This is a genomic window from Bacillus cereus, from assembly GCF_007678085.1.
Lineage (GTDB): Bacteria > Bacillota > Bacilli > Bacillales > Bacillaceae_G > Bacillus_A > Bacillus_A cereus_BE.
In genome coordinates this window covers 15,287-37,984 of the sequence record NZ_VEDW01000009.1, presented here as the reverse complement: position 1 = coordinate 37,984, position 22,698 = coordinate 15,287, and the positions used below count along the sequence as shown (strand labels likewise).

Below are 22,698 nucleotides of genomic sequence, written 5' to 3'. Positions count from 1 at the left end.
TTATTTTCCTCCTTCCTCAGAAGCTTTCTTTTTTGTAGGAAGGACTTCTCCACGGTAGATCCATACTTTTACGCCTAATTTACCGTATGTTGTATCAGCTTCAACTGCTGCATAGTCAATATCAGCGCGAAGTGTATGAAGTGGAACAGTTCCTTCACTGTAAGATTCTGCACGAGCGATATCAGCTCCGCCAAGACGACCAGAAACCTGTGTTTTAATACCTTTAGCACCTGCACGCATAGCACGTTGAATAACTTGCTTTTGTGCACGACGGAATGATACACGGTTTTCTAATTGACGAGCGATGTTTTCGCCTACTAATTTAGCGTTAAGATCAGCTCTCTTAACTTCTAAAATGTTGATGTGTACACGCTTGCCTGTTAATTGGTTAAGAGCTTTACGAAGTGCTTCAACTTCAGTACCACCTTTACCAATTACCATACCAGGTTTTGCAGTGTGAATTGTAACATTTACACGATTTGCTGCACGTTCGATTTCTACTTTAGCAACAGCAGAATCTTTTAAGCGTACATTAATGTACTCACGGATTTTGATGTCTTCATGTAATAATGTAGCATAATCTTTCTCTGCGAACCAACGAGATTCCCAGTCACGGATAACGCCGACACGAAGACCAATTGGATTAACCTTTTGACCCATCGATTATCCCTCCTTCTTTTCTGATACCACAACTGTAATGTGGCTTGTGCGTTTGTTAATTTGGCTTGCACGACCCATTGCACGTGGACGGAAACGTTTTAACGTTGGACCTTCGTCAACGAAAACTTTTTCAACAACTAGGTTGTTAATATCCATCTCATAATTGTGCTCTGCATTTGCGATTGCAGATTTTAAAACTTTTTCTACAACTGGAGAAGCAGTTTTTGGTGTGTGGTTAAGGATAGCAATCGCTTCACCCACTTGCTTACCTCGGATTAAGTCTACTACTAAACGAACTTTACGAGGAGCAATACGAACTGTTCTCGCTACTGCTTTAGCTTGCATTGAAGTGCCTCCTCTCATTATCTTCTAGTTTTCTTATCGTCAGCAAGGTGACCTTTATACGTACGAGTTGGTGCGAATTCACCTAACTTATGGCCAACCATATCCTCAGTGATGTACACAGGTACGTGTTTACGACCATCATATACAGCGATTGTGTGTCCGATGAACTGAGGGAAGATTGTTGAACGGCGAGACCAAGTTTTAACAACTTGTTTTTGCTCAGATGCAACTAATTTTTCCATTTTGCTCATTAAGTGATCATCGACAAATGGTCCTTTTTTTAAGCTACGAGCCATTTTGGTGCCTCCCTTCGTGATTGGCGTACGGTTCTAGAAATGAACCGTACTACAATCCCATTATTTTTTGCGACGACGAACGATGAATTTGTCAGACGCTTTGTTTTTCTTACGAGTCTTGAATCCAAGAGTTGGTTTACCCCATGGAGACATTGGAGACTTACGTCCGATTGGAGAACGTCCTTCACCACCACCGTGTGGGTGATCAACCGGGTTCATTACAGAACCACGAACTGTTGGGCGTTTACCTAACCAGCGAGAGCGACCTGCTTTACCGATTTTGATAAGTTCGTGTTGTTCGTTACCTACTTGACCGATTGAAGCGCGACAAGCAGATAATACAAGACGTACTTCACCAGAAGTTAAACGTACAAGTACGTATTTACCTTCTTTACCAAGTACTTGAGCAGATGTACCAGCAGAACGAACTAATTGTCCGCCACGACCAGGCTTAAGCTCGATGTTATGAACAACAGTACCTACTGGAATGTTGATTAATGGTAATGCGTTACCGATTTTGATGTCAGCCTCTGGGCCAGACATAACTTCCATACCTACTTCTAAAGATTTAGGAGCAAGAATGTAACGTTTTTCACCGTCAACGTAGTTAATTAATGCGATATTCGCAGAGCGGTTTGGATCGTATTCGATCGTAGCAACGCGTCCTGGAATTCCATCTTTGTTACGCTTAAAGTCGATGATACGGTATTGACGCTTATGTCCGCCACCTTGATGACGTACAGTAATTTTACCTTGGTTATTACGACCAGCCTTCTTGCTTAAAGGAGCAAGTAATGACTTTTCGGGTCTGTCAGTCGTGATTTCAGCGAAATCATTCGTAGTCATATTACGACGACCGTTAGTAGTTGGATTATACTTTTTAATTCCCATCTCAATTTCCCTCCTTCTTTAGTAAGAATTAAACGCCTTGGAAGATTTCGATTTCTTTGCTGTCAGCAGTTAGCTTAACGATTGCTTTACGACGACGGCTAGTAAAACCAGCGTGACGACCAACGCGTTTTGCTTTCGGCTTGTAGTTCATGATGTTCACTTTTTCTACTTTAACACCAAAGATCGCTTCAAGAGCATCTTTAACTTCTGTTTTATTAGATTTAACGTCCACATCGAACGTGTATTTTTTTTCAGCCATCATTTCCATAGAACGTTCAGTGATAACTGGGCGCTTAATGATATCACGAGGATCTCTCATTATGCAAGCACCTCCTCTACTTTTTCCACTGCCGCTTTTGTCATGATTAGCTTATCATGATGAAGCACGTCTAAAACGTTTACGCCATCAGCAGTGATTACTGTTACTCCAGGGATATTGCGAGCAGATAACTCTACAGATTCGTTTGCATCAGCAGTTACGATAAGAGCTTTCTTCTCAACAGTTAATCCTTTAAGTACTGCTAGCATGTCTTTTGTTTTTGGTGCATTTAACACTAGGTCTTCAAGAACTACAATGTTGTTCTCAACTACTTTAGTAGCTAATGCAGATTTGATTGCTAAACGACGAACTTTCTTAGGAAGTTTGTACGCATAGCTTCTTGGTGTAGGTCCGAATACCGTACCACCACCACGCCATTGAGGAGAGCGGATAGACCCTTGACGAGCACGTCCAGTTCCTTTTTGACGCCATGGTTTACGACCACCACCGCGAACTTCAGAGCGAGTTTTTACTTTGTGTGTACCTTGACGTAAAGATGCACGTTGCATCATTACAGCTTCGAAAAGTACAGCTTCATTTGGTTCGATACCGAAAATAGCTTCAGCTAATTCGATTTCACCAACCTGTGAACCAGTTTGGTTATATACAGTAACTTTTGGCATTGGAATTCCTCCTTCCTATTGTGAATTATTTGCTAACCTTCACAGCGCCTTGAACAACTACAAGAGATTTCTTAGCACCTGGAACGTTACCTTTTACTAGTAATAAGTTGCGCTCAGTGTCAACTTGAACGATTTCTAAGTTTTGGATAGTAACTTGGTCTCCACCCATACGTCCAGCAAGTTTTTTGCCTTTGAATACACGGTTCGGAGCAACTGGGCCCATTGAACCTGGACGACGGTGATAACGAGAACCATGAGACATAGGTCCGCGAGATTGTCCGTGGCGTTTGATAACACCTTGGAAACCTTTACCTTTAGAAATTCCTGTTACATCAACGATTTCACCTGCAGCGAATACGTCAACTTTTAGCTCTTGACCAACCTCTAATCCGTCCACGTCTGCATCGCGGATTTCGCGAATGAAGCGCTTAGGAGTTGTAGATGCTTTAGCAGTGTGGCCTTGTTCAGGTTTGTTAGTTAACTTTTCACGTTTATCTTCAAATCCTAACTGGATTGCATTGTAGCCATCAGTTTCAGTTGTTTTCTTTTGAAGAACAACGTTTGGATTAGCAGCGATAACTGTTACTGGGATTAACTCACCGTTCTCAGCAAATACTTGAGTCATACCGATCTTTCTTCCTAAGATTCCTTTGGTCATGAGTTACACCTCCTACATTTTTAAGTTATATAAATTATAGTTTGATTTCGATATCTACACCAGATGGTAAGTCTAAACGCATTAATGAATCTACTGTTTGTGGAGTAGGACTCACGATGTCGATTAGACGTTTGTGCGTGCGCATTTCGAATTGCTCACGAGAATCTTTGTACTTATGAACAGCACGAAGAATTGTGTAAACAGTCTTTTCAGTTGGTAATGGGATCGGACCAGAAACTGTTGCCCCAGAACGCTTAGCTGTTTCTACAATTTTCTCAGCTGACTGATCAAGAATACGGTGATCGTAAGCTTTTAAACGGATACGAATTTTTTCTTTTGCCATTATTTTCCCTCCTTCGTTCGCCTATTTCTAAAATAGACCTTCTCCATGGAAATTTCCCCACACCATGCCATGGCAAAGCGGCCGGGTGTGTCAGCAACCTTCCACTTCATCGCAGTCAAAGACCAACATTGTCTATTATACAATGTTATTCGTCTAGATGCAAGCATCTTTTTGTTTGCATCTGCTTTTCTCTACTTTTGCTATTATACATGGCACTTTAAAGAATTTCAAGTTTTCATCTGTTCTTATTCGACTTACAGTTTTTGGATGTTACTTCTTGTTTTATATACTATAGAAGAAACTCATTCAAAAATAGAAAACACGCCTCTTTCTTCTATATTAATAAGCAATAAAAAAAACTCAAGGGAGAATCCCTTGAGTTTTTAATAATCTATTTAAAGATTACTCAGCAACGATAGTAGCAACTACACCGTAACCTACTGTACGTCCACCTTCACGAATAGAGAATTTAGTTCCCTCTTCGATAGCGATTGGAGCGATAAGTTCGATAGTCATTTCGATGTTGTCACCAGGCATTACCATTTCAGTACCTTCTGGTAATTGGATGATACCAGTTACGTCAGTTGTACGGAAGTAGAACTGAGGACGGTAGTTAGCGAAGAATGGAGTGTGACGTCCACCTTCTTCTTTAGATAATACGAAAACTTCAGCTTTGAATTTAGCGTGAGCTTTTACAGAACCGCTTTTTGCAAGTACTTGTCCACGTTGGATGTCTTCACGAGCAACCCCACGAAGTAAAGCACCGATGTTGTCTCCAGCTTGAGCTTGGTCAAGAAGTTTACGGAACATCTCTACACCAGTTACAGTTGTAGAAGCATTTTCTTCAGCAAGACCGATGATTTCTACTACGTCACCAACTTTAACGATACCGCGCTCAACACGACCAGTAGCAACTGTACCACGACCTGTGATAGAGAATACATCCTCTACAGGCATTAAGAATGGTTTGTCAGTTTCACGTTCTGGAGTTGGGATGTAAGCATCAACTTCAGCCATTAATTCAATGATTTTTGCTTCCCAATCAGCTTCTCCTTGAAGAGCTTTAAGAGCAGAACCTTTGATTACAGGAATGTCGTCGCCTGGGAATCCGTATTCAGATAATAGGTCGCGAACTTCCATTTCTACTAATTCTAATAATTCTTCGTCGTCTACCATGTCGCATTTGTTTAAGAATACAACGATGTAAGGAACACCTACTTGACGAGAAAGAAGGATGTGCTCACGTGTTTGAGGCATTGGGCCATCAGCAGCAGATACTACTAAGATACCGCCGTCCATTTGAGCAGCACCAGTGATCATGTTTTTAACATAGTCAGCGTGACCTGGGCAGTCAACGTGTGCATAGTGACGAGTTTCAGTTTCGTACTCAACGTGTGCAGTTGAGATTGTGATACCGCGCTCTCTTTCTTCTGGAGCAGCATCGATTTGATCGTATCCGCGTGCTTCAGCACCACCAGCTTTTGCAAGAACTGTAGTGATCGCAGCAGTTAATGTAGTTTTACCATGGTCAACGTGGCCGATTGTACCGATGTTAACATGGGGTTTAGAACGTTCGAATTTAGCTTTAGCCATTCTAAATTCCTCCTTAGTTTATATAGGTTATTTTATATTTAGGCTAGAAAGTGAAACTTGCGCCCCACTTTCTAAGCTTACATAAGTAGTTATACGTGAAGAATCGATAAAAATCAATTATTCACCTTTATTTTTTTTGATAATTTCTTCAGAAACAGACTTTGGTACTTCTTCATAGTGGTCAAACACCATAGAGAATGTTCCGCGTCCTTGAGTGTTAGAACGTAATGACGTTGCATAACCGAACATTTCAGAAAGTGGAACCATAGCGCGAACAACTTGAGCGTTACCGCGAGCTTCCATACCTTCTACACGTCCACGACGAGATGTTACGTCACCCATAATGTCACCCATGTACTCTTCAGGAATTACAACTTCAACTTTCATCATTGGCTCAAGAATTACTGGGCTACATTTAGAAACCGCAGCTTTAAGTGCCATAGATGCAGCGATTTTGAACGCCATCTCAGATGAATCGACATCATGGTAAGATCCGTCAACTAATGCAGCTTTAATGTCAACTAGTGGATAACCAGCTAGTACACCATTTTTAAGTGCATCTTCAAGACCTGCTCCAACAGCTGGGATGTATTCACGAGGAACTACACCACCGACGATCTTGTTTTCGAATTCGAATCCTTTACCTTCTTCGTTAGGTTCGAACTCAATCCAAACGTGACCGAATTGTCCACGTCCACCAGATTGACGAGCGAACTTACCTTCAACTTTCGCAGCAGCGCGGAAAGTCTCACGGTATGCTACCTGAGGAGCACCAACGTTTGCTTCAACTTTGAATTCACGGCGCATACGGTCAACGATGATATCAAGGTGAAGTTCACCCATACCAGCGATGATTGTTTGGCCAGTTTCTTGGTCAGTGTGAGCACGGAATGTTGGATCTTCTTCAGAAAGCTTAGATAATGCTGTACCCATTTTATCTTGGTCAGCTTTTGATTTTGGTTCGATAGCTACAGAGATAACTGGCTCTGGGAATTCCATAGACTCAAGGATAACAAGGCTCTTCTCGTCACAAAGAGTATCACCAGTAGTAGTATCTTTTAAACCTACAGCAGCAGCGATATCACCAGCGTAAACTGTTGAGATCTCTTCACGGCTGTTAGCGTGCATTTGTAGGATACGACCTACACGCTCACGCTTACCTTTAGTTGAGTTTTTCACGTATGATCCAGAGTTTAACACACCAGAGTACACACGGAAGAACGTTAACTTACCAACATAAGGGTCAGTCATGATTTTGAATGCTAAAGCTGCGAATGGTTCTTCATCGCTAGACTTACGTTCTACTTCTTCATCTGTATCCGGAAGAGTACCTTTAATAGCTGGTACGTCTAATGGAGATGGTAGGTAGTCGATAACTGCGTCTAACAGAATTTGAACACCTTTGTTTTTGAATGCAGAACCACAGATTACTGGGAAGAATTCTACAGAAGTTGTAGCCTTACGGATACCAGCTTTAAGCTCTTCTACAGTGATTTCTTCACCTTCTAGGTACTTCATCATCATTTCTTCATCAAGCTCAGCTACCGCTTCAATAAGCTTTCCACGGTATTCTTCAGCTAATTCTTTGTGCTCTTCAGGAATTTCAACACGTTGAATGTCTGTTCCTAAATCGTTACCGTACATGTAAGCACATTCTTCAACAAGGTCAATGATACCATTGAACTCATCTTCAGCACCGATTGGCAACTGAATTGGGTGTGCGTTTGCTTGTAAACGATCGTGGATTGTTCCTACAGAGTATAAGAAATCTGCACCAATTTTATCCATTTTGTTAACGAATACGATACGAGGTACGCCGTAAGTAGTAGCCTGACGCCAAACAGTTTCTGTTTGTGGTTCTACACCAGATTGTGCATCAAGTACTGCTACCGCGCCATCAAGTACGCGTAAAGAACGTTCTACTTCTACTGTGAAGTCTACGTGACCTGGAGTGTCAATGATGTTTACACGGTGACCTTTCCATTGTGCTGTAGTTGCAGCAGAAGTAATTGTGATACCACGCTCTTGCTCTTGCTCCATCCAGTCCATCTGAGATGCACCTTCGTGAGTTTCACCGATTTTATGAATACGTCCTGTGTAATACAGAATACGCTCAGTTGCTGTTGTTTTACCAGCATCGATGTGAGCCATGATACCAATATTACGAGTGTTTTCTAAAGAGAACTCTCTTGCCATTTGGTGTCTTGCTCCTTCCATATATGGATTGGATTTTTTATTTTAAGTAGCAAAAAAGCCACTTTATATTGTTACACATGTCAGTATGTCCAGTACCCTCATTATGTAAAACGAGCGCCCAACGAAAGGGAGAGGCATTCTCCCTCTCCACACTTCCATAAGCGACAAATAAAGCGGTTTATGCTTACATTTATTTTACGTTGAATCCTACCAACGGTAATGAGCAAATGCTTTGTTAGCTTCTGCCATTTTATGAGTGTCTTCACGTTTCTTAACTGATGCACCAGCGTTGTTAGCTGCATCTAAGATTTCGTTAGCAAGACGCTCTTCCATAGTTTTTTCACCACGAAGACGAGCGTAGTTTACTAACCAACGAAGACCTAAAGTTGTACGGCGTTCTGGACGAACCTCAACTGGAACTTGGTAGTTAGCACCACCAACACGACGAGCGCGTACTTCAAGAACAGGCATAATGTTCTTAAGAGCTTGCTCGAATACTTCCATTGGCTCTTTACCAGTACGTTCGTTTACGATATCGAACGCATTATAAAGAATTGTTTGAGATTTACCTTTTTTACCGTCAACCATCATTTTGTTGATAAGGCGTGTTACTAGCTTCGAATTGTACATTGGATCTGGTAACACGTCACGTTTCGCAACAGGTCCTTTACGAGGCATATTGAGTTCCTCCTTTCATTTTAAAGTTATTATTTTTTAGCAGGTTTTGGTCTCTTAGTACCATATTTAGAACGTCCTTGCATACGTTTGTCAACACCAGCTGTGTCAAGCGCACCACGAACGATGTGGTAACGTACCCCCGGTAAATCCTTTACACGACCACCGCGAATTAATACTACGCTATGCTCTTGTAGGTTATGACCGATACCTGGGATGTAAGCTGTAACCTCGATACCGTTTGTTAAACGTACACGAGCGTATTTACGTAACGCTGAGTTAGGTTTCTTTGGAGTCATTGTACCAACACGAGTACATACACCACGTTTTTGAGGTGCAGAGATATCAGTTGATTTTTTCTTTAAAGAGTTGAACCCTTTGTTTAACGCAGGTGATTTAGATTTCCATACTTTATCAGTACGACCATTTCTCACTAATTGGTTAATAGTAGGCATTTGATTATCCTCCCTTCGCATGTTTGTATGACCACATATCCAGGTGGTTCATTATTAGTTGAAAACAAAGTTTTTGCAAGGGAGAGCAAATGCTCTCTCCTCACAAAAACAGTTTTAACTTATTATTCCTATTGCTGAAGCTCCCACTTGAATCCCCGAAACTTTTCCAAGTTCACGAACTGATTCAACTTTGGTTATGGGTATGTTATGTTGCAATGCAGTACGAATGATAATATGGGTTAACCGCATATCAGCATCTTCCGCAATGACAACTTCTTTAACTATACCATTTTTGATTGCCTCCAATGTGCGTTTATGACCAACGACTACATTTTCAGCATTTGACACTTTTTGATAAGACATATAAATATCCTCCAAAGCATCGTTCAGGAGCAACCTTGCTTATAGTAACATTTTGACTCATACAATGTCAACTAGGATTAACTGTTTTTATACAAAATTTACGACGGAAAATTTTACTGTTCCACATAAACTTCATCGTTTTCTACATTCATGTCATCTTGTGTTGTTTTTACAAGATCCACTTTGCGATAACGATTCATACCTGTTCCTGCTGGAACAAGCTTACCGATAATAACATTTTCTTTCAATCCTAGAAGCTCATCGCGTTTACCCTTAATTGCTGCATCAGTTAAGACACGAGTTGTTTCTTGGAACGATGCTGCAGATAAGAATGAATCTGTTTCAAGTGAAGCTTTTGTAATACCAAGTAGAACAGGTCTAGCTGTTGCTGGTTGTTTACCTTGCAGTAACACCTTCGCATTCGCATCAGTAAACTGATGGATATCTAGTAATGTTCCTGGTAATACATCTGTTTCACCCGCATCACTCACACGAACTTTACGTAACATTTGGCGTACCATTACTTCTACGTGTTTGTCACCAATTTCTACCCCTTGCATACGGTATACTTTTTGAACTTCACGTAATAAGTATTCTTGAACTGCCGTAATGTCCGTTACTTTTAATAATTCTTTCGGATCAATAGAACCTTCTGTTAACTCTTTACCGTGGCTAATTTGCTGTCCTGGAATTACTTTCAGACGAGCACCGTAAGGAATAGCATACGTACGAGCTTCAACTTCACCTTGTACTACTACTTCCTGGCGATCTTTAACATCGTTGATCGCTGCGATAACACCGTCGATTTCACTGATAACTGCCTGACCTTTCGGATTACGAGCTTCGAAGATCTCTTGGATACGAGGTAAACCTTGTGTGATATCATCTCCGGCAACCCCACCTGTATGGAATGTACGCATCGTTAACTGTGTACCTGGCTCACCGATAGATTGAGCTGCGATAATACCTACCGCTTCTCCTACTTCTACGTCTGTTCCAGTTGCTAAGTTACGACCGTAACACTTCTTACATACACCGTGGCGAGTGTTACACGTGAACGCTGAACGAATGTTTACAGTTTCAACACCCGAGTTTTCAACGATATGAGCGATATCTTCAGTAATTAATTGATTTTCAGCAACTAATACTTCACCTGTTTCAGGATGTTTTACAGTTTTTCGTGCAAAACGTCCAACAAGACGATCATATAATGACTCGATAACTTCATTACCCTCTTTAATCGCACCAATTAATAAACCGCGATCTGTTCCACAATCATCTTCACGAACAATTACATCTTGTGCAACGTCAACAAGACGACGTGTTAAGTAACCAGAATCGGCAGTTTTCAGTGCTGTATCGGCAAGACCTTTACGCGCACCATGCGTAGAGATGAAGTACTCAAGTACTGTTAAACCTTCACGGAAACTTGATTTGATTGGAAGTTCGATGATACGACCAGATGGATTGGCCATCAGACCACGCATACCAGCAAGCTGAGTAAAGTTCGATGCGTTACCACGGGCACCGGAATCACTCATCATGAAGATTGGGTTGCGTTTATTCAGGGACTTCATCAGTTTTCCTTGAATAACATCTTTTGCATTACTCCAAATAGAGATAACGCGATCGTAACGTTCTTCTTCCGTGATTAAACCGCGACGGAATTGTTTAATTACATTATCCACTTTTGCTTGCGCTTCGTGGAGAATTTCATCTTTTTCGCCTAATACAAGAATGTCAGATACCCCAACTGTAATACCAGCTTTTGTAGAGTATTTGAATCCTAAGTTTTTCATACGGTCAAGCATGCGAGACGTTTCTGTAATTTTGAAACGTTTAAACACTTCCGCAATGATATTACCAAGGATTTTCTTACTGAATGGCGCCACTTCTTCGCGACTAGCAATAATTTCTTTAATGTTCGCACCTTTTTCAACGAAATATTCCGCTGGTGTTTCTTTTTCAAGGTTTGAGTTTGTTGGTTCATTAATATAAGGGAACGACTCTGGTAAGATTTCGTTAAATATTAATTTACCAACTGTTGTTAATAGAAGCTTACCCTTTTGCTCTTCAGTAAACGTTACATTATTTACTGAACTTGCAGCAACTGCCACACGTGTGTGCAGATGTACATATCCATTTTGGTATGCAAGTATTGCTTCGTTTGCATCTTTGAAGACCATACCTTCACCGATTGCACCCTCACGCTCAAGTGTTAAGTAGTAGTTACCTAATACCATATCCTGAGATGGAGTAACAACTGGTTTTCCGTCTTTTGGATTCAAGATGTTTTGTGCCGCTAACATAAGAATACGAGCTTCTGCTTGTGCCTCTGATGATAACGGAACGTGAACTGCCATTTGGTCACCGTCAAAGTCCGCGTTGTATGCAGTACATACAAGTGGGTGAAGACGGATTGCGCGACCTTCTACTAATGTAGGTTCAAACGCCTGGATACCAAGACGGTGAAGTGTTGGTGCGCGGTTTAGAAGTACTGGATGTTCTTTAATCACAGATTCTAAAACGTCCCAAACTTCAGGTTGTACACGCTCGATTTTACGTTTCGCACTCTTAATGTTGTGTGCTAATCCTTTTTCAACTAACTCTTTCATTACGAAAGGCTTGAACAGTTCAAGCGCCATTTCTTTCGGTAAGCCACATTGATACATCTTTAAGTTCGGTCCTACAACGATTACAGAACGGCCAGAGTAGTCAACACGTTTACCTAATAAGTTTTGACGGAAACGTCCTTGTTTACCTTTAAGCATGTGAGATAGTGATTTTAATGGACGGTTACCTGGTCCAGTTACTGGACGGCCACGACGGCCATTATCGATTAATGCGTCTACAGCTTCTTGTAACATACGTTTTTCGTTTTGAACGATGATGCTTGGTGCACCTAAGTCCAATAGACGTTTTAAACGGTTGTTACGGTTAATTACACGACGGTATAAGTCGTTTAAGTCAGAAGTAGCAAAACGTCCACCATCTAACTGTACCATTGGGCGTAGTTCTGGTGGGATTACTGGTAGAACATCTAAGATCATCCAAGATGGCTCATTTCCAGAGTTACGGAATGCTTCTAATACTTCTAGACGTTTAATAGCACGAGTACGGCGTTGTCCTTGTGCTGTTTTTAATTCTTCTTTTAAGAAGTCTACTTCTTTATCTAAATCGATGTCTTGTAATAGCTTTTTAATCGCTTCTGCACCCATAGCAGCTTGGAATGTGCTACCATATCGATCACGATATGCACGGTATTCTTTTTCAGAAAGTAATTGCTTCTTATCAAGTGGTGTATCTCCACTTTCTGTTACTACATAAGAAGCGAAATAAATTACTTCTTCAAGCGCGCGAGGGGACATGTCTAAGACAAGTCCCATGCGGCTCGGGATACCTTTGAAATACCAAATATGAGATACAGGAGCAGCTAATTCGATATGACCCATACGCTCACGACGTACTTTTGCACGCGTTACTTCAACGCCACATCGATCACAAACTACACCTTTATAACGTACACGTTTGTATTTTCCGCAATGACATTCCCAGTCCTTTTGTGGTCCGAAAATACGCTCACAGAACAAGCCGTCTTTTTCAGGCTTTAACGTACGATAGTTAATTGTTTCTGGTTTCTTAACTTCACCGTATGACCAAGAACGAATCTTGTCAGGTGAAGCAAGTCCAATCTTCATATATTCAAAGTTATTTACATCTATCAAGGGGCCTACCTCCCTTTTAGTCTACAGGTTATCCCAATTATTCCTTAGTTGTCTCAACTTCGACATTCAATTTATCTGCTGATTGATGATCATCGTCATCTTCCGTATCACGCATTTCAATTTCTGTATCGTCGCTAGACATCATTTTAACGTCCATACCTAAACTTTGCAGCTCTTTAATCAATACTTTGAATGATTCAGGAACGCCTGGTTCTGGAACATTTTCGCCTTTAACAATTGCTTCGTACGTCTTAACACGTCCAACAACATCATCAGACTTCACTGTTAAGATTTCTTGAAGAGTATAAGCAGCACCGTAAGCTTCAAGTGCCCAAACCTCCATCTCACCGAAACGCTGTCCACCGAACTGAGCTTTACCTCCAAGAGGCTGCTGCGTTACAAGTGAGTATGGTCCAGTAGAACGAGCATGAAGTTTATCGTCAACCATGTGCGCAAGTTTGATCATATACATGACACCAACAGATACGCGGTTATCGAATGGTTCACCAGTACGTCCGTCATACAGGATTGTTTTCGCGTCATTTGCCATACCAGCTTCTTCAATCGTACCCCAAACATCTTCCTCACGAGCACCATCGAATACTGGTGTTGCAATGTGAATACCAAGGTATCTTGCTGCCATACCAAGATGAAGCTCTAATACCTGACCGATATTCATACGAGATGGTACCCCTAATGGGTTTAACATGATATCGATTGGCGTACCGTCTGGCAAGTAAGGCATATCTTCTTCTGGTAAAATACGAGAGATAACACCTTTGTTACCGTGACGTCCGGCCATTTTGTCACCTTCAGAGATTTTACGTTTTTGAACGATATATGCACGTACAAGTTGATTCACGCCTGGTGGCAATTCATCGCCATCTTCACGGTTGAATACTTTTACGTCTAAGATAATACCGCCACCACCGTGTGGTACACGTAGTGATGTATCACGTACTTCACGTGCTTTTTCTCCAAAGATAGCATGTAATAGACGTTCTTCAGCTGTTAATTCTGTTACACCTTTTGGTGTTACTTTACCAACAAGTAAATCTCCATCTTTTACTTCCGCACCAACGCGAATGATACCGCGCTCGTCAAGGTTGCGTAACGCATCTTCCCCAACGTTTGGAATGTCACGTGTAATTTCTTCTGGTCCAAGCTTCGTATCACGAGCTTCTGACTCATATTCTTCAATATGAATAGAAGTGTACACATCATCTTTTACAAGGCGCTCACTCATAATGATCGCATCCTCGTAGTTATAACCGTCCCAAGTCATGAAGCCAACAAGCACGTTACGTCCAAGTGCTAGTTCACCTAATTCCATAGAAGGACCATCCGCAAGGATTTCACCTTTTACAACTTCATTTCCAACACTTACGATTGGACGTTGGTTGTAGCAAGTTCCTTGGTTAGAACGAATGAATTTTTGCATTTTGTAGCGATCTAAGTCGCCTTTTACTGTTTGACCGTCAACTTCTACATAACGACGTACCCAAACTTCACGTGCTTCTACGCGTTCAACAACACCAGGATGTTTACAGATTACTGCAGCACCTGAGTCTTTTGCTGATACGTACTCCATACCTGTACCTACAATCGGAGATTCCGGATTCATTAACGGAACCGCCTGACGTTGCATGTTCGCTCCCATAAGTGCGCGGTTAGAGTCATCGTTTTCTAAGAACGGAATACAAGCTGTCGCTGCCGACACTACTTGCTTTGGAGATACATCCATGTAGTCGATGCGTTCTTTATTTGTGACAATGTTTTCACCACGGAAACGAGCTACGATATCTTCGCTAAGGAATTCTCCTTCTTCAGATAATTTCATATTCGCTTGGGCTACAACATAATTATCTTCTTCATCTGCAGTTAAGTAATCAACCTGCCCTGTTACAAGACCAGTTTCTGGATCAACACGACGGTATGGCGTTTCAATGAAACCAAACTCATTTACTTTCGCGAACGATGATAATGAGTTAATCAAACCGATGTTTGGTCCCTCTGGTGTTTCAATCGGACACATACGACCATAGTGAGAGTAGTGAACGTCACGCACTTCAAAGCCTGCGCGCTCACGCGTTAAACCACCCGGTCCTAATGCAGATAGTCTTCGTTTGTGAGTTAACTCTGCTAATGGGTTTGTTTGGTCCATGAACTGAGATAACTGAGAACTTCCGAAGAACTCTTTAATAGATGCAATAACAGGACGAATGTTAATTAGTGCCTGTGGTGTAATTGCATTTGTATCCTGGATCGACATTCTCTCACGAACAACACGTTCCATACGAGAAAGACCGATACGGAATTGATTTTGTAATAGTTCTCCAACAGAACGCAGACGACGATTTCCTAAATGGTCGATATCATCTGTATCCCCTACTTTGTATAGTAGGTTGAAGAAGTAACTGATAGAAGCAAGGATATCACCTGGTGTGATGTGTTTTACATCACGAGTAATGTTTGCATTACCAATTACATTAATTACGCGTTCGCCTTCTGACTCAGGAGCATAAATCTTAATAGATTGCAGCTCAACATCGCCTTCTACCACTCCACCCATTGGTTTCGCTGTTTTGAATCCAATGTTTTTCTCTAAGTAAGGTAAAATGCGATCAAGTGTACGACGATCTAAGATTGTGCCTTCTGCCGCTAAAATTTCACCAGTTTCTGGATCCACTAATGTTTCAGCTAAGCGTTGGTTAAACAATCTGTTTTTAATGTGTAACTTCTTGTTGATCTTATAGCGACCTACATTTGCTAAATCGTAGCGCTTCGGATCGAAGAAACGAGACACAAGTAAGCTCTTAGCATTTTCTACTGTTGGTGGTTCACCAGGACGTAGACGCTCATAAATTTCAAGCAATGCTTTTTCTGTGCTATCTGTGTTGTCTTTTTCTAATGTGTTGCTTAAGTATTCGTTATCACCTAAAAGCTCGGTGATTTCTTGATCAGAGCCAAACCCTAATGCGCGTAACAAAACAGTTACAGGAAGTTTACGCGTACGGTCAATACGCACATATACAACATCCTTAGCATCTGTCTCATACTCTAACCAAGCTCCGCGGTTTGGAATTACAGTAGCAGTAAAACCACGTTTTCCGTTTTTATCCACTTTGCCACTATAGTATACGCTTGGAGAGCGAACTAACTGGGAAACGATAACACGTTCTGCACCGTTAATTACGAATGTTCCAGTCTCTGTCATGAGTGGGAAATCTCCCATGAACACATCTTGTTCTTTTACTTCACCAGTTTCCTTGTTGATTAGACGCACTTTTACACGAAGTGGTGCTGCATACGTCACATCACGCTCTTTGCATTCGTCTACAGAGTATTTAGGTTCACCTAAGCTGTAGTCGATAAATTCAAGCGATAGATTTCCCGTAAAGTCTTCAATCGGAGAAATGTCTTGGAACATTTCTCGCAAACCCTCATCAAGAAACCACTGATAAGAAGAGGTTTGAATTTCGATAAGATTTGGTAACTCTAATACTTCACTAATACGGGCATAACTTCTTCGTTGGCGGTGGCGTCCGTATTGAACTAGTTGACCTGTCAACTGCTTCACCCCTCAAATCATGAGTATTATAAATGCACAAAAAAATTTGTGCAAAATCACAAATAAATACAACTACTGCTATTAGCGTAGTCTTTTTCTCTTAAAGATAAATACGTTGAGTCTTTCTACCTGCTCAAAAAAGAAAAATGGCTTCTATAAGAAAACCATCATTCTGTTTCATAATCTGCTGATTTTACTATCTTTTCCAAGAGAAACAAAAATATACATCTTTCTCAACGCAGAAAATCATATATTGGCATTGTATAATGTTAACATAGCCAAAAATAACCGTCAACGTTTTTTTGATTTTATGATATAATATCCTTTTTTCTTTTCTACAACTTCGACTTCAGAAAATACTTCTTCTAATTTCTTCAGTGCAGATGGCGCACCTTGCTTCTTTTGAATAACAATCCACAACTCTCCACCTGGAACTAAATACTCTACAGCCTTCTCTAAAATCTCATGCACGATATCTTTACCTGCACGAATTGGAGGATTAGATAGAATAGCAGCATACATACCATCTACATTTTCATAGACGCTACTTTGAAAAATGTGTACATTTCCAATTCTATTGTTAGCGGCATTTTCTTTCGCAAGCTCAAGCGCCCTTTCATTCACATCCACCATGTGAACTTTACGGTCTTGAAACTCTTTCGCCAACGATAAACCAATTGGTCCATATCCACAACCTACGTCTAATATATCACCTTTAATATCCGGCACTTGAAACGCTTCAATTAAAAGACGAGAACCAAAGTCCACTTCGTTTTTCGAGAACACCCCACGGTCAGATAAGAAAGTAAATTGAGATCCACGAAGCGTAAATTCCCATCGCTTACGATCACTTTTACTAGAAGGGTCGTTAGAAAAATAATGGTCTGCCATATGGCCACCTCTTTTCTTTACAGTTAAAAAAAAAGCTCGCATGAGAGCGAGCTTTTTTTAAAGCATCAAAAGTTAATTACTTAACTTCTACAGCAGCGCCAACTTCTTCAAGTTTAGCTTTGATTTCTTCAGCTTCTTCTTTAGCAGCAGCTTCTTTGATTACTTTTGGAGTGTTGTCAACTAATTCTTTAGCTTCTTTTAAGCCAAGACCAGTGATTTCACGAACAACTTTGATAACTTTGATTTTTTGTGCACCAGCGCTAGTTAGTTCCACATCAAATTCAGTTTTCTCAGCAGCAGCTTCTCCAGCGCCACCAGCAACAGCTACAGGAGCAGCAGCAGTTACGCCGAATTCTTCCTCGATAGCTTTTACTAAGTCGTTAAGTTCTAATACAGTCATAGATTTAACTGCTTCAATGATTTGTTCTTTAGTCATTGTAAATATCCTCCCTTAAATAGGTTTGTATTGTTTTATCGATAATACGTAATTATCTTTTAAAAAATTAAGCGCCTTGCTCTTCCTTTTGTTCTGCAACTGCTTTAGTAGCAAGTGCAAGGTTACGGATTGGAGCTTGAAGAACGCTAAGAAGCATAGAAAGTAAGCCTTCACGTGATGGAAGAGTAGCGATAGCTTTAACCTCATCAAGTGTTACAAGTTTACCTTCGATTACGCCCGCTTTAATTTCTAAAGCTTCATGATCTTTAGCGAAGTCGTTTAATACTTTCGCAGGAGCAACTACATCCTCGTTACTGAACGCGATTGCGTTTGGTCCTGTTAAGAATTCATTTAACTCAGCCATTTCAGCAGACTCTGCAGCACGACGAGTTAGAGAGTTTTTGTAAACTTTGAACTCAACGCCAGCTTCACGTAATTGCTTACGTAATTCTGTTGCTTCAGAAACCGTTAAACCACGGTAGTCAACAACAATTGTAGATTTACTAGCGCGAAGTTTGTCCGCGATTTCAGTTACAACTTGTTGTTTAGTTTCGATTACTTTGCTCATGTTATTACACCTCCTGTAGATTATATAGAAGATGTACCGAAAGTGCACTAAAAACCTCCATGCCCAACTTGTAGACATGGAGGCATATAGTCACAGAAAAAAATTCCGTTTCGTATATTAACACCTAGGTAGGAAATTAAGTCTATTGACACCTACTGTCTACGGTACACTAATTAAATTCACAACATAAATGATTATATAAAAACTTCTTTATGAAGTCAACTTCCAAAATTTACGCTAATGTAGAAACGTCTACACGTACGCCAGGTCCCATTGTAGAAGCAACTGTTACGTTCTTCATGTAAGTACCTTTTGCAGCAGCTGGCTTAACTTTTTGTAAAGTGTCAGCGATTGTGCTGAAGTTTTCTACTAATTTAGCATCTTCGAAAGATACTTTACCGATTGGAACGTGGATGTTACCAGCTTTATCAACGCGGTATTCAACTTTACCAGCTTTGATTTCGTTAACAGCTTTAGTTACATCGAAAGTAACTGTTCCAGTTTTAGGGTTTGGCATTAAACCTTTAGGTCCTAATACGCGGCCAAGTTTACCAACTTCACCCATCATGTCAGGAGTTGCTACTACTACATCGAAATCGAACCAACCTTGTTGGATTTTACCGATGTAATCAGCATCGCCTACGAAGTCAGCTCCAGCAGCTTCAGCTTCTTTAGCCTTTTCACCTTTAGCGAATACTAATACACGTTGTACTTTACCAGTACCGTGTGGAAGAACAACTGCACCACGGATTTGTTGGTCAGCTTTCTTAGGGTCAACACCTAAACGGAATGCAACTTCTACAGTCGCATCAAATTTAGCTGTGTTTGTTTTCTTTACTAATTCTACTGCTTCTGTTGCAGAGTAAGCAGTTGCACGATCAACAAGCTTTGCAGCTTCTACGTACTTTTTACCTCTTTTAGCCATTTTTATTTCCTCCTCGAATGTGGTTTTAGCGGAATAACCTCCCACGTTTACGCTTATTTTCAGGTATAACCTGAGGATGCGCGCCATCCATTTATTTAAAAACGATAATCATTTACGATAATAAAGGTTGCGAATTGGAATTCCAGACCCGCAACCTTTTTAAAAAAACAAATCGAATTAGTCTTCGATAACGATGCCCATACTGCGTGCAGTACCTTCAACCATACGCATTGCAGCTTCTACGCTAGCAGCGTTTAGGTCAGGCATTTTAGTTTCAGCGATTTCGCGTACTTTATCACGCTTAACAGTTGCCACTTTATTACGGTTTGGTTCACCAGAACCAGACTCAATACCAGCTACTTTCTTAAGAAGAACAGCAGCAGGAGGAGTTTTAGTAATGAAAGTGAATGAACGGTCCTCAAATACCGTAATTTCAACAGGGATGATAAGACCAGCTTGATCAGCTGTACGAGCGTTAAACTCTTTACAGAAGCCCATGATGTTAACACCTGCTTGTCCTAATGCTGGACCAACTGGTGGAGCTGGGTTAGCTTTACCTGCAGGAATTTGAAGCTTTACCATTTTAATTACCTTTTTAGCCACGAGACACACCTCCTTAAGTCCGTGATGTGGTCAATTGGACAGTGATTTGCCCTCCCACGTCATATTTTATCTGTAAGGATAAAATCTTTCAAAAAACGTCTCCGATAACGAAGACGTACTGACTTAAAAGATATTATCACTTTTTACAATTCATTTCAAGTTTCATTTTATAATTTTTCAATTTGATGGAAGTCAAGCTCAACTGGAGTCTCGCGACCGAACATGTCCACAAGCACGCTAACCTTTTTCTTCTCCACATCAATTTCTTCAATAGCACCTGTATAATCTGCGAATGGCCCCTCATTTACACGCACTGTCTCATGAAGTTCAAAGTCGAAATCAACCACTTCGTTGTCCATTCCCATATGCTTCATAATGGTAACAACTTCCTCTTCTAATAGAGGTGATGGTTTAGATCCAGAACCAGAAGAACCAACGAACCCAGTTACACCTGGCGTGTTACGTACAACATACCAAGAGTCATCAGTCATGATTAATTCTACTAATACATAACCTGGGAACACTTTTCTTTTCATTAATTTCTCTTTACCGTTTTTCATTTCTACTTCTACTTCTTCCGGGACAACAACACGGAAAATTTTATCTTGCATACCCATTGATTCTACACGTTTCTCTAGGTTTGCTTTTACTTTATTTTCATATCCAGAATAAGTATGGACAACATACCAACTTTTTTCCATTCATTTAGGACGAGCGTCCTTCCCTCCCTGACGTACATTTTTTTGCGCAAATGAAAAAACCCGTTCACCGGGCTTTTACACAGTTCTTATAAATAACATTATATCATGGATAAGTGCTTCTTATTCAAGAATTAACCAAGAATTAACCGAATTAAAGAAGAAATGCCCATATCAACCACTGCGAAGAAAATCGCAAAGAAGACAACTGTAGCGATAACAGTCGCTGTTGAACGGAGTAATTCATCTTTTTTAGGCCAACTTACTTTTTTCATTTCGCGACCTACATCGCCGAAAAAGTTCGTTAAACGCATCTACGGGACCTCCAGTGTATTATTTCAATTATTTATTTTGTTTCCTTGTGAACTGTATGCTGATTGCATGTTTTACAAAACTTCTTTATTTCAAGTCGCTCTACTGAGCTCGTATCTTTCATCGTAGAGTAGTTTCGATTTTTACACTCTTCACATGAGAGTACAACTTTTTTCCTCATTAGTTACACCAACCTTGTAACATTATGTCCCTAAAAATGTATCATACAACAAAAGACAATGTCAATGACATGCCTTTTGTACTCTCTACAAAAAGAAAACAGGTGATTTTTTACACCTGTAGTATTTGTTATGAATTTAAAGTGGTACTCTCTCTCATTTCCATATATCGTTCCAATTTCCGCTTCACTCTCTGCAAAGCGTTATCAATAGATTTCACATGTCTATTTAACTGCTCCGAAATCTCTTGATAAGAACGGCCATCTAGATATAAAGAAAGCACTTTCCTTTCTAAATCGCTTAATAATTCAGATATTTTAGATTCTATGTCTGTATATTCTTCCTGACTTATAATCATTTCTTCAGGATCCGTTACCTTCGCTTCCGAAATAACATCTAATAACGTCCGATCAGATTCCTCATCATAAATCGGTTTATCTAAGGACACATACGAATTTAACGGAATATGTTTTTGCCTTGTTGCTGTTTTAATAGCGGTAATAATTTGTCGAGTGATACATAGTTCAGCAAATGCTTTGAATGAAGACAGCTTGTCCTCTTTATAATCACGAATCGCTTTAAACAACCCAATCATACCTTCTTGAACAATATCTTCTCGATCGGCACCCACTAAGAAATAAGATCTTGATTTCGCGCGAACAAAGTTCTTATATTTGTGAATCAAATATTCTAGAGCGTCAGTATTACCTTTTCGAACTAACTCAACGATTGCCTCATCCTCTAAATCACGAAATGTAACGTCGCCTACACTTACGAAGCCTGCTTCCACCTTGATCCCTCCGACCGCTATTTATTTAGCAATATTATACAGTAAAAAGATAAAGAGCGTCAATGCTTCAACGCTCTCCTCTTCTTAATTTTTCTAATTTTTCTGTAATATCTTTACTAAATATCTTTCGCATGGCGGGTTGCTTTTCTTTTGTATCTTGTGTACGCCTTCTTACTTGTTGCTCCATCGCTTGTACTTCCAACTCTAATTCACGCGCAGATTTCCGAAGAGCACCTTGCGCAAATATAACCCATTGTTCCGTATAATCAGAAGTCGCGACGTATATTTGCGTATTTATATTTCTAAGCTCAATCGCAAGCTGCTCTATCTTTTCATCTGCAGTTTGATTCTTCCTCGTGAATATGACTTCCACACGCGATTGTTTCATCTTTTTTTCAATACCGTGGACTGTATAAGCATCAAAGACTATCATTACCTTTGTACCTGTGTAACCTTGGTAATCCGCCATCTTATCAATCAGTGCATCTCTTGATGATTGTAAATCTACATCCCGTAGTTTCTTCAAGTCTCCCCAAGCCCCAATAATGTTGTAACCGTCAACGATTAAAATATCGTTCATTTT

25 protein-coding genes and 1 other annotated feature are annotated in these 22,698 nt (G+C 40.4%); all 25 genes read right to left on the bottom strand.

The features are described from left to right. On the bottom strand, nt 1–660 hold the full coding sequence (gene rpsC / locus FS742_RS25890) for a 30S ribosomal protein S3 (RefSeq protein ID WP_000529956.1): 660 nt from the start codon (nt 658–660) through the stop codon (nt 1–3). Between the two features lie 3 nt (nt 661–663). After that, nucleotides 664–1,005 (bottom strand): 50S ribosomal protein L22, encoded by a 342-nt coding sequence (gene rplV, locus FS742_RS25885; protein ID WP_001148024.1) that lies wholly within the window; start codon nt 1,003–1,005, stop codon nt 664–666. A 17-nt stretch (nt 1,006–1,022) separates the two neighbouring features. Then, complete coding sequence (rpsS, locus tag FS742_RS25880; protein ID WP_000124454.1) at nt 1,023–1,301, bottom strand: 30S ribosomal protein S19; 279 nt, start codon at nt 1,299–1,301, stop codon at nt 1,023–1,025. Nucleotides 1,302–1,361: 60 nt separating this feature from the next. Further along, nucleotides 1,362–2,192: a 50S ribosomal protein L2 gene (rplB, locus tag FS742_RS25875; RefSeq protein ID WP_000511583.1), complete on the bottom strand. Its 831-nt coding sequence runs from the start codon at nt 2,190–2,192 to the stop codon at nt 1,362–1,364. A 28-nt stretch (nt 2,193–2,220) separates the two neighbouring features. Continuing rightward, the gene (gene rplW / locus FS742_RS25870) at nt 2,221–2,511 is read right to left on the bottom strand and encodes a 50S ribosomal protein L23 (protein WP_001205558.1); all 291 of its coding nucleotides are present in this window, start codon (nt 2,509–2,511) and stop codon (nt 2,221–2,223) included. Then, nucleotides 2,511–3,134, bottom strand: coding sequence for a 50S ribosomal protein L4 (gene rplD, locus FS742_RS25865; RefSeq protein ID WP_001127258.1), 624 nt, complete (start codon nt 3,132–3,134; stop codon nt 2,511–2,513). The genes rplW and rplD overlap by 1 nt, the downstream gene beginning before the upstream one ends. A 25-nt stretch (nt 3,135–3,159) precedes the next feature. Continuing rightward, a complete protein-coding gene (gene rplC / locus FS742_RS25860; RefSeq protein WP_048526367.1) occupies nt 3,160–3,792 on the bottom strand; it encodes a 50S ribosomal protein L3 in 633 nt (210 codons plus the stop codon). A 34-nt stretch (nt 3,793–3,826) separates the two neighbouring features. Continuing rightward, nucleotides 3,827–4,135 (bottom strand): 30S ribosomal protein S10, encoded by a 309-nt coding sequence (gene rpsJ / locus FS742_RS25855; RefSeq protein WP_001040596.1) that lies wholly within the window; start codon nt 4,133–4,135, stop codon nt 3,827–3,829. A 402-nt stretch (nt 4,136–4,537) separates the two neighbouring features. Further along, the gene (gene tuf, locus FS742_RS25850) at nt 4,538–5,728 is read right to left on the bottom strand and encodes an elongation factor Tu (RefSeq protein WP_001029613.1); all 1,191 of its coding nucleotides are present in this window, start codon (nt 5,726–5,728) and stop codon (nt 4,538–4,540) included. A gap of 117 nt (nt 5,729–5,845) precedes the next feature. Continuing rightward, the gene (gene fusA, locus FS742_RS25845; protein WP_000090370.1) at nt 5,846–7,924 is read right to left on the bottom strand and encodes an elongation factor G; all 2,079 of its coding nucleotides are present in this window, start codon (nt 7,922–7,924) and stop codon (nt 5,846–5,848) included. A gap of 207 nt (nt 7,925–8,131) precedes the next feature. Continuing rightward, nucleotides 8,132–8,602: a 30S ribosomal protein S7 gene (rpsG, locus tag FS742_RS25840; protein WP_001137491.1), complete on the bottom strand. Its 471-nt coding sequence runs from the start codon at nt 8,600–8,602 to the stop codon at nt 8,132–8,134. A gap of 29 nt (nt 8,603–8,631) precedes the next feature. Then, nucleotides 8,632–9,054, bottom strand: coding sequence for a 30S ribosomal protein S12 (rpsL, locus tag FS742_RS25835; RefSeq protein WP_001142341.1), 423 nt, complete (start codon nt 9,052–9,054; stop codon nt 8,632–8,634). Nucleotides 9,055–9,168: 114 nt separating this feature from the next. Then, nucleotides 9,169–9,417 (bottom strand): ribosomal L7Ae/L30e/S12e/Gadd45 family protein, encoded by a 249-nt coding sequence (locus tag FS742_RS25830; protein WP_144616209.1) that lies wholly within the window; start codon nt 9,415–9,417, stop codon nt 9,169–9,171. Between the two features lie 113 nt (nt 9,418–9,530). Further along, complete coding sequence (gene rpoC / locus FS742_RS25825) at nt 9,531–13,142, bottom strand: DNA-directed RNA polymerase subunit beta' (RefSeq protein WP_144616207.1); 3,612 nt, start codon at nt 13,140–13,142, stop codon at nt 9,531–9,533. Nucleotides 13,143–13,179: 37 nt separating this feature from the next. Then, the gene (rpoB, locus tag FS742_RS25820; protein ID WP_060629208.1) at nt 13,180–16,713 is read right to left on the bottom strand and encodes a DNA-directed RNA polymerase subunit beta; all 3,534 of its coding nucleotides are present in this window, start codon (nt 16,711–16,713) and stop codon (nt 13,180–13,182) included. A gap of 291 nt (nt 16,714–17,004) precedes the next feature. Further along, nucleotides 17,005–17,604, bottom strand: coding sequence for a class I SAM-dependent methyltransferase (locus tag FS742_RS25815; protein WP_000763283.1), 600 nt, complete (start codon nt 17,602–17,604; stop codon nt 17,005–17,007). A 76-nt stretch (nt 17,605–17,680) separates the two neighbouring features. Further along, nucleotides 17,681–18,040 carry a 50S ribosomal protein L7/L12 gene (gene rplL, locus FS742_RS25810; RefSeq protein ID WP_000159736.1) on the bottom strand — a complete coding sequence of 120 codons (360 nt, stop codon included), beginning with the start codon at nt 18,038–18,040 and terminating at the stop codon, nt 17,681–17,683. A 67-nt stretch (nt 18,041–18,107) separates the two neighbouring features. Next, entirely contained in the window at nt 18,108–18,608 is a 501-nt protein-coding gene (rplJ, locus tag FS742_RS25805; RefSeq protein ID WP_144616205.1) for a 50S ribosomal protein L10, read from the bottom strand. Nucleotides 18,609–18,647: 39 nt separating this feature from the next. After that, nucleotides 18,648–18,791 (bottom strand) — a sequence feature (ribosomal protein L10 leader region). A gap of 49 nt (nt 18,792–18,840) precedes the next feature. Then, on the bottom strand, nt 18,841–19,533 hold the full coding sequence (gene rplA / locus FS742_RS25800) for a 50S ribosomal protein L1 (RefSeq protein WP_002070162.1): 693 nt from the start codon (nt 19,531–19,533) through the stop codon (nt 18,841–18,843). A gap of 177 nt (nt 19,534–19,710) precedes the next feature. Then, nucleotides 19,711–20,136 carry a 50S ribosomal protein L11 gene (gene rplK / locus FS742_RS25795; protein WP_001085872.1) on the bottom strand — a complete coding sequence of 142 codons (426 nt, stop codon included), beginning with the start codon at nt 20,134–20,136 and terminating at the stop codon, nt 19,711–19,713. 167 nt (nt 20,137–20,303) lie between these two features. Further along, nucleotides 20,304–20,837 (bottom strand): transcription termination/antitermination protein NusG, encoded by a 534-nt coding sequence (nusG, locus tag FS742_RS25790; protein WP_000415794.1) that lies wholly within the window; start codon nt 20,835–20,837, stop codon nt 20,304–20,306. A gap of 131 nt (nt 20,838–20,968) precedes the next feature. Continuing rightward, entirely contained in the window at nt 20,969–21,148 is a 180-nt protein-coding gene (gene secE / locus FS742_RS25785) for a preprotein translocase subunit SecE (RefSeq protein ID WP_001241321.1), read from the bottom strand. A gap of 32 nt (nt 21,149–21,180) precedes the next feature. Continuing rightward, nucleotides 21,181–21,327 carry a 50S ribosomal protein L33 gene (rpmG, locus tag FS742_RS25780; protein WP_002070160.1) on the bottom strand — a complete coding sequence of 49 codons (147 nt, stop codon included), beginning with the start codon at nt 21,325–21,327 and terminating at the stop codon, nt 21,181–21,183. 128 nt (nt 21,328–21,455) lie between these two features. After that, nucleotides 21,456–22,115, bottom strand: coding sequence for an RNA polymerase factor sigma-70 (locus FS742_RS25775; RefSeq protein WP_000387198.1), 660 nt, complete (start codon nt 22,113–22,115; stop codon nt 21,456–21,458). A 67-nt stretch (nt 22,116–22,182) separates the two neighbouring features. Next, entirely contained in the window at nt 22,183–22,695 is a 513-nt protein-coding gene (locus FS742_RS25770) for an NYN domain-containing protein (protein WP_000997883.1), read from the bottom strand. Nucleotides 22,696–22,698: the final 3 nt, after the last annotated feature.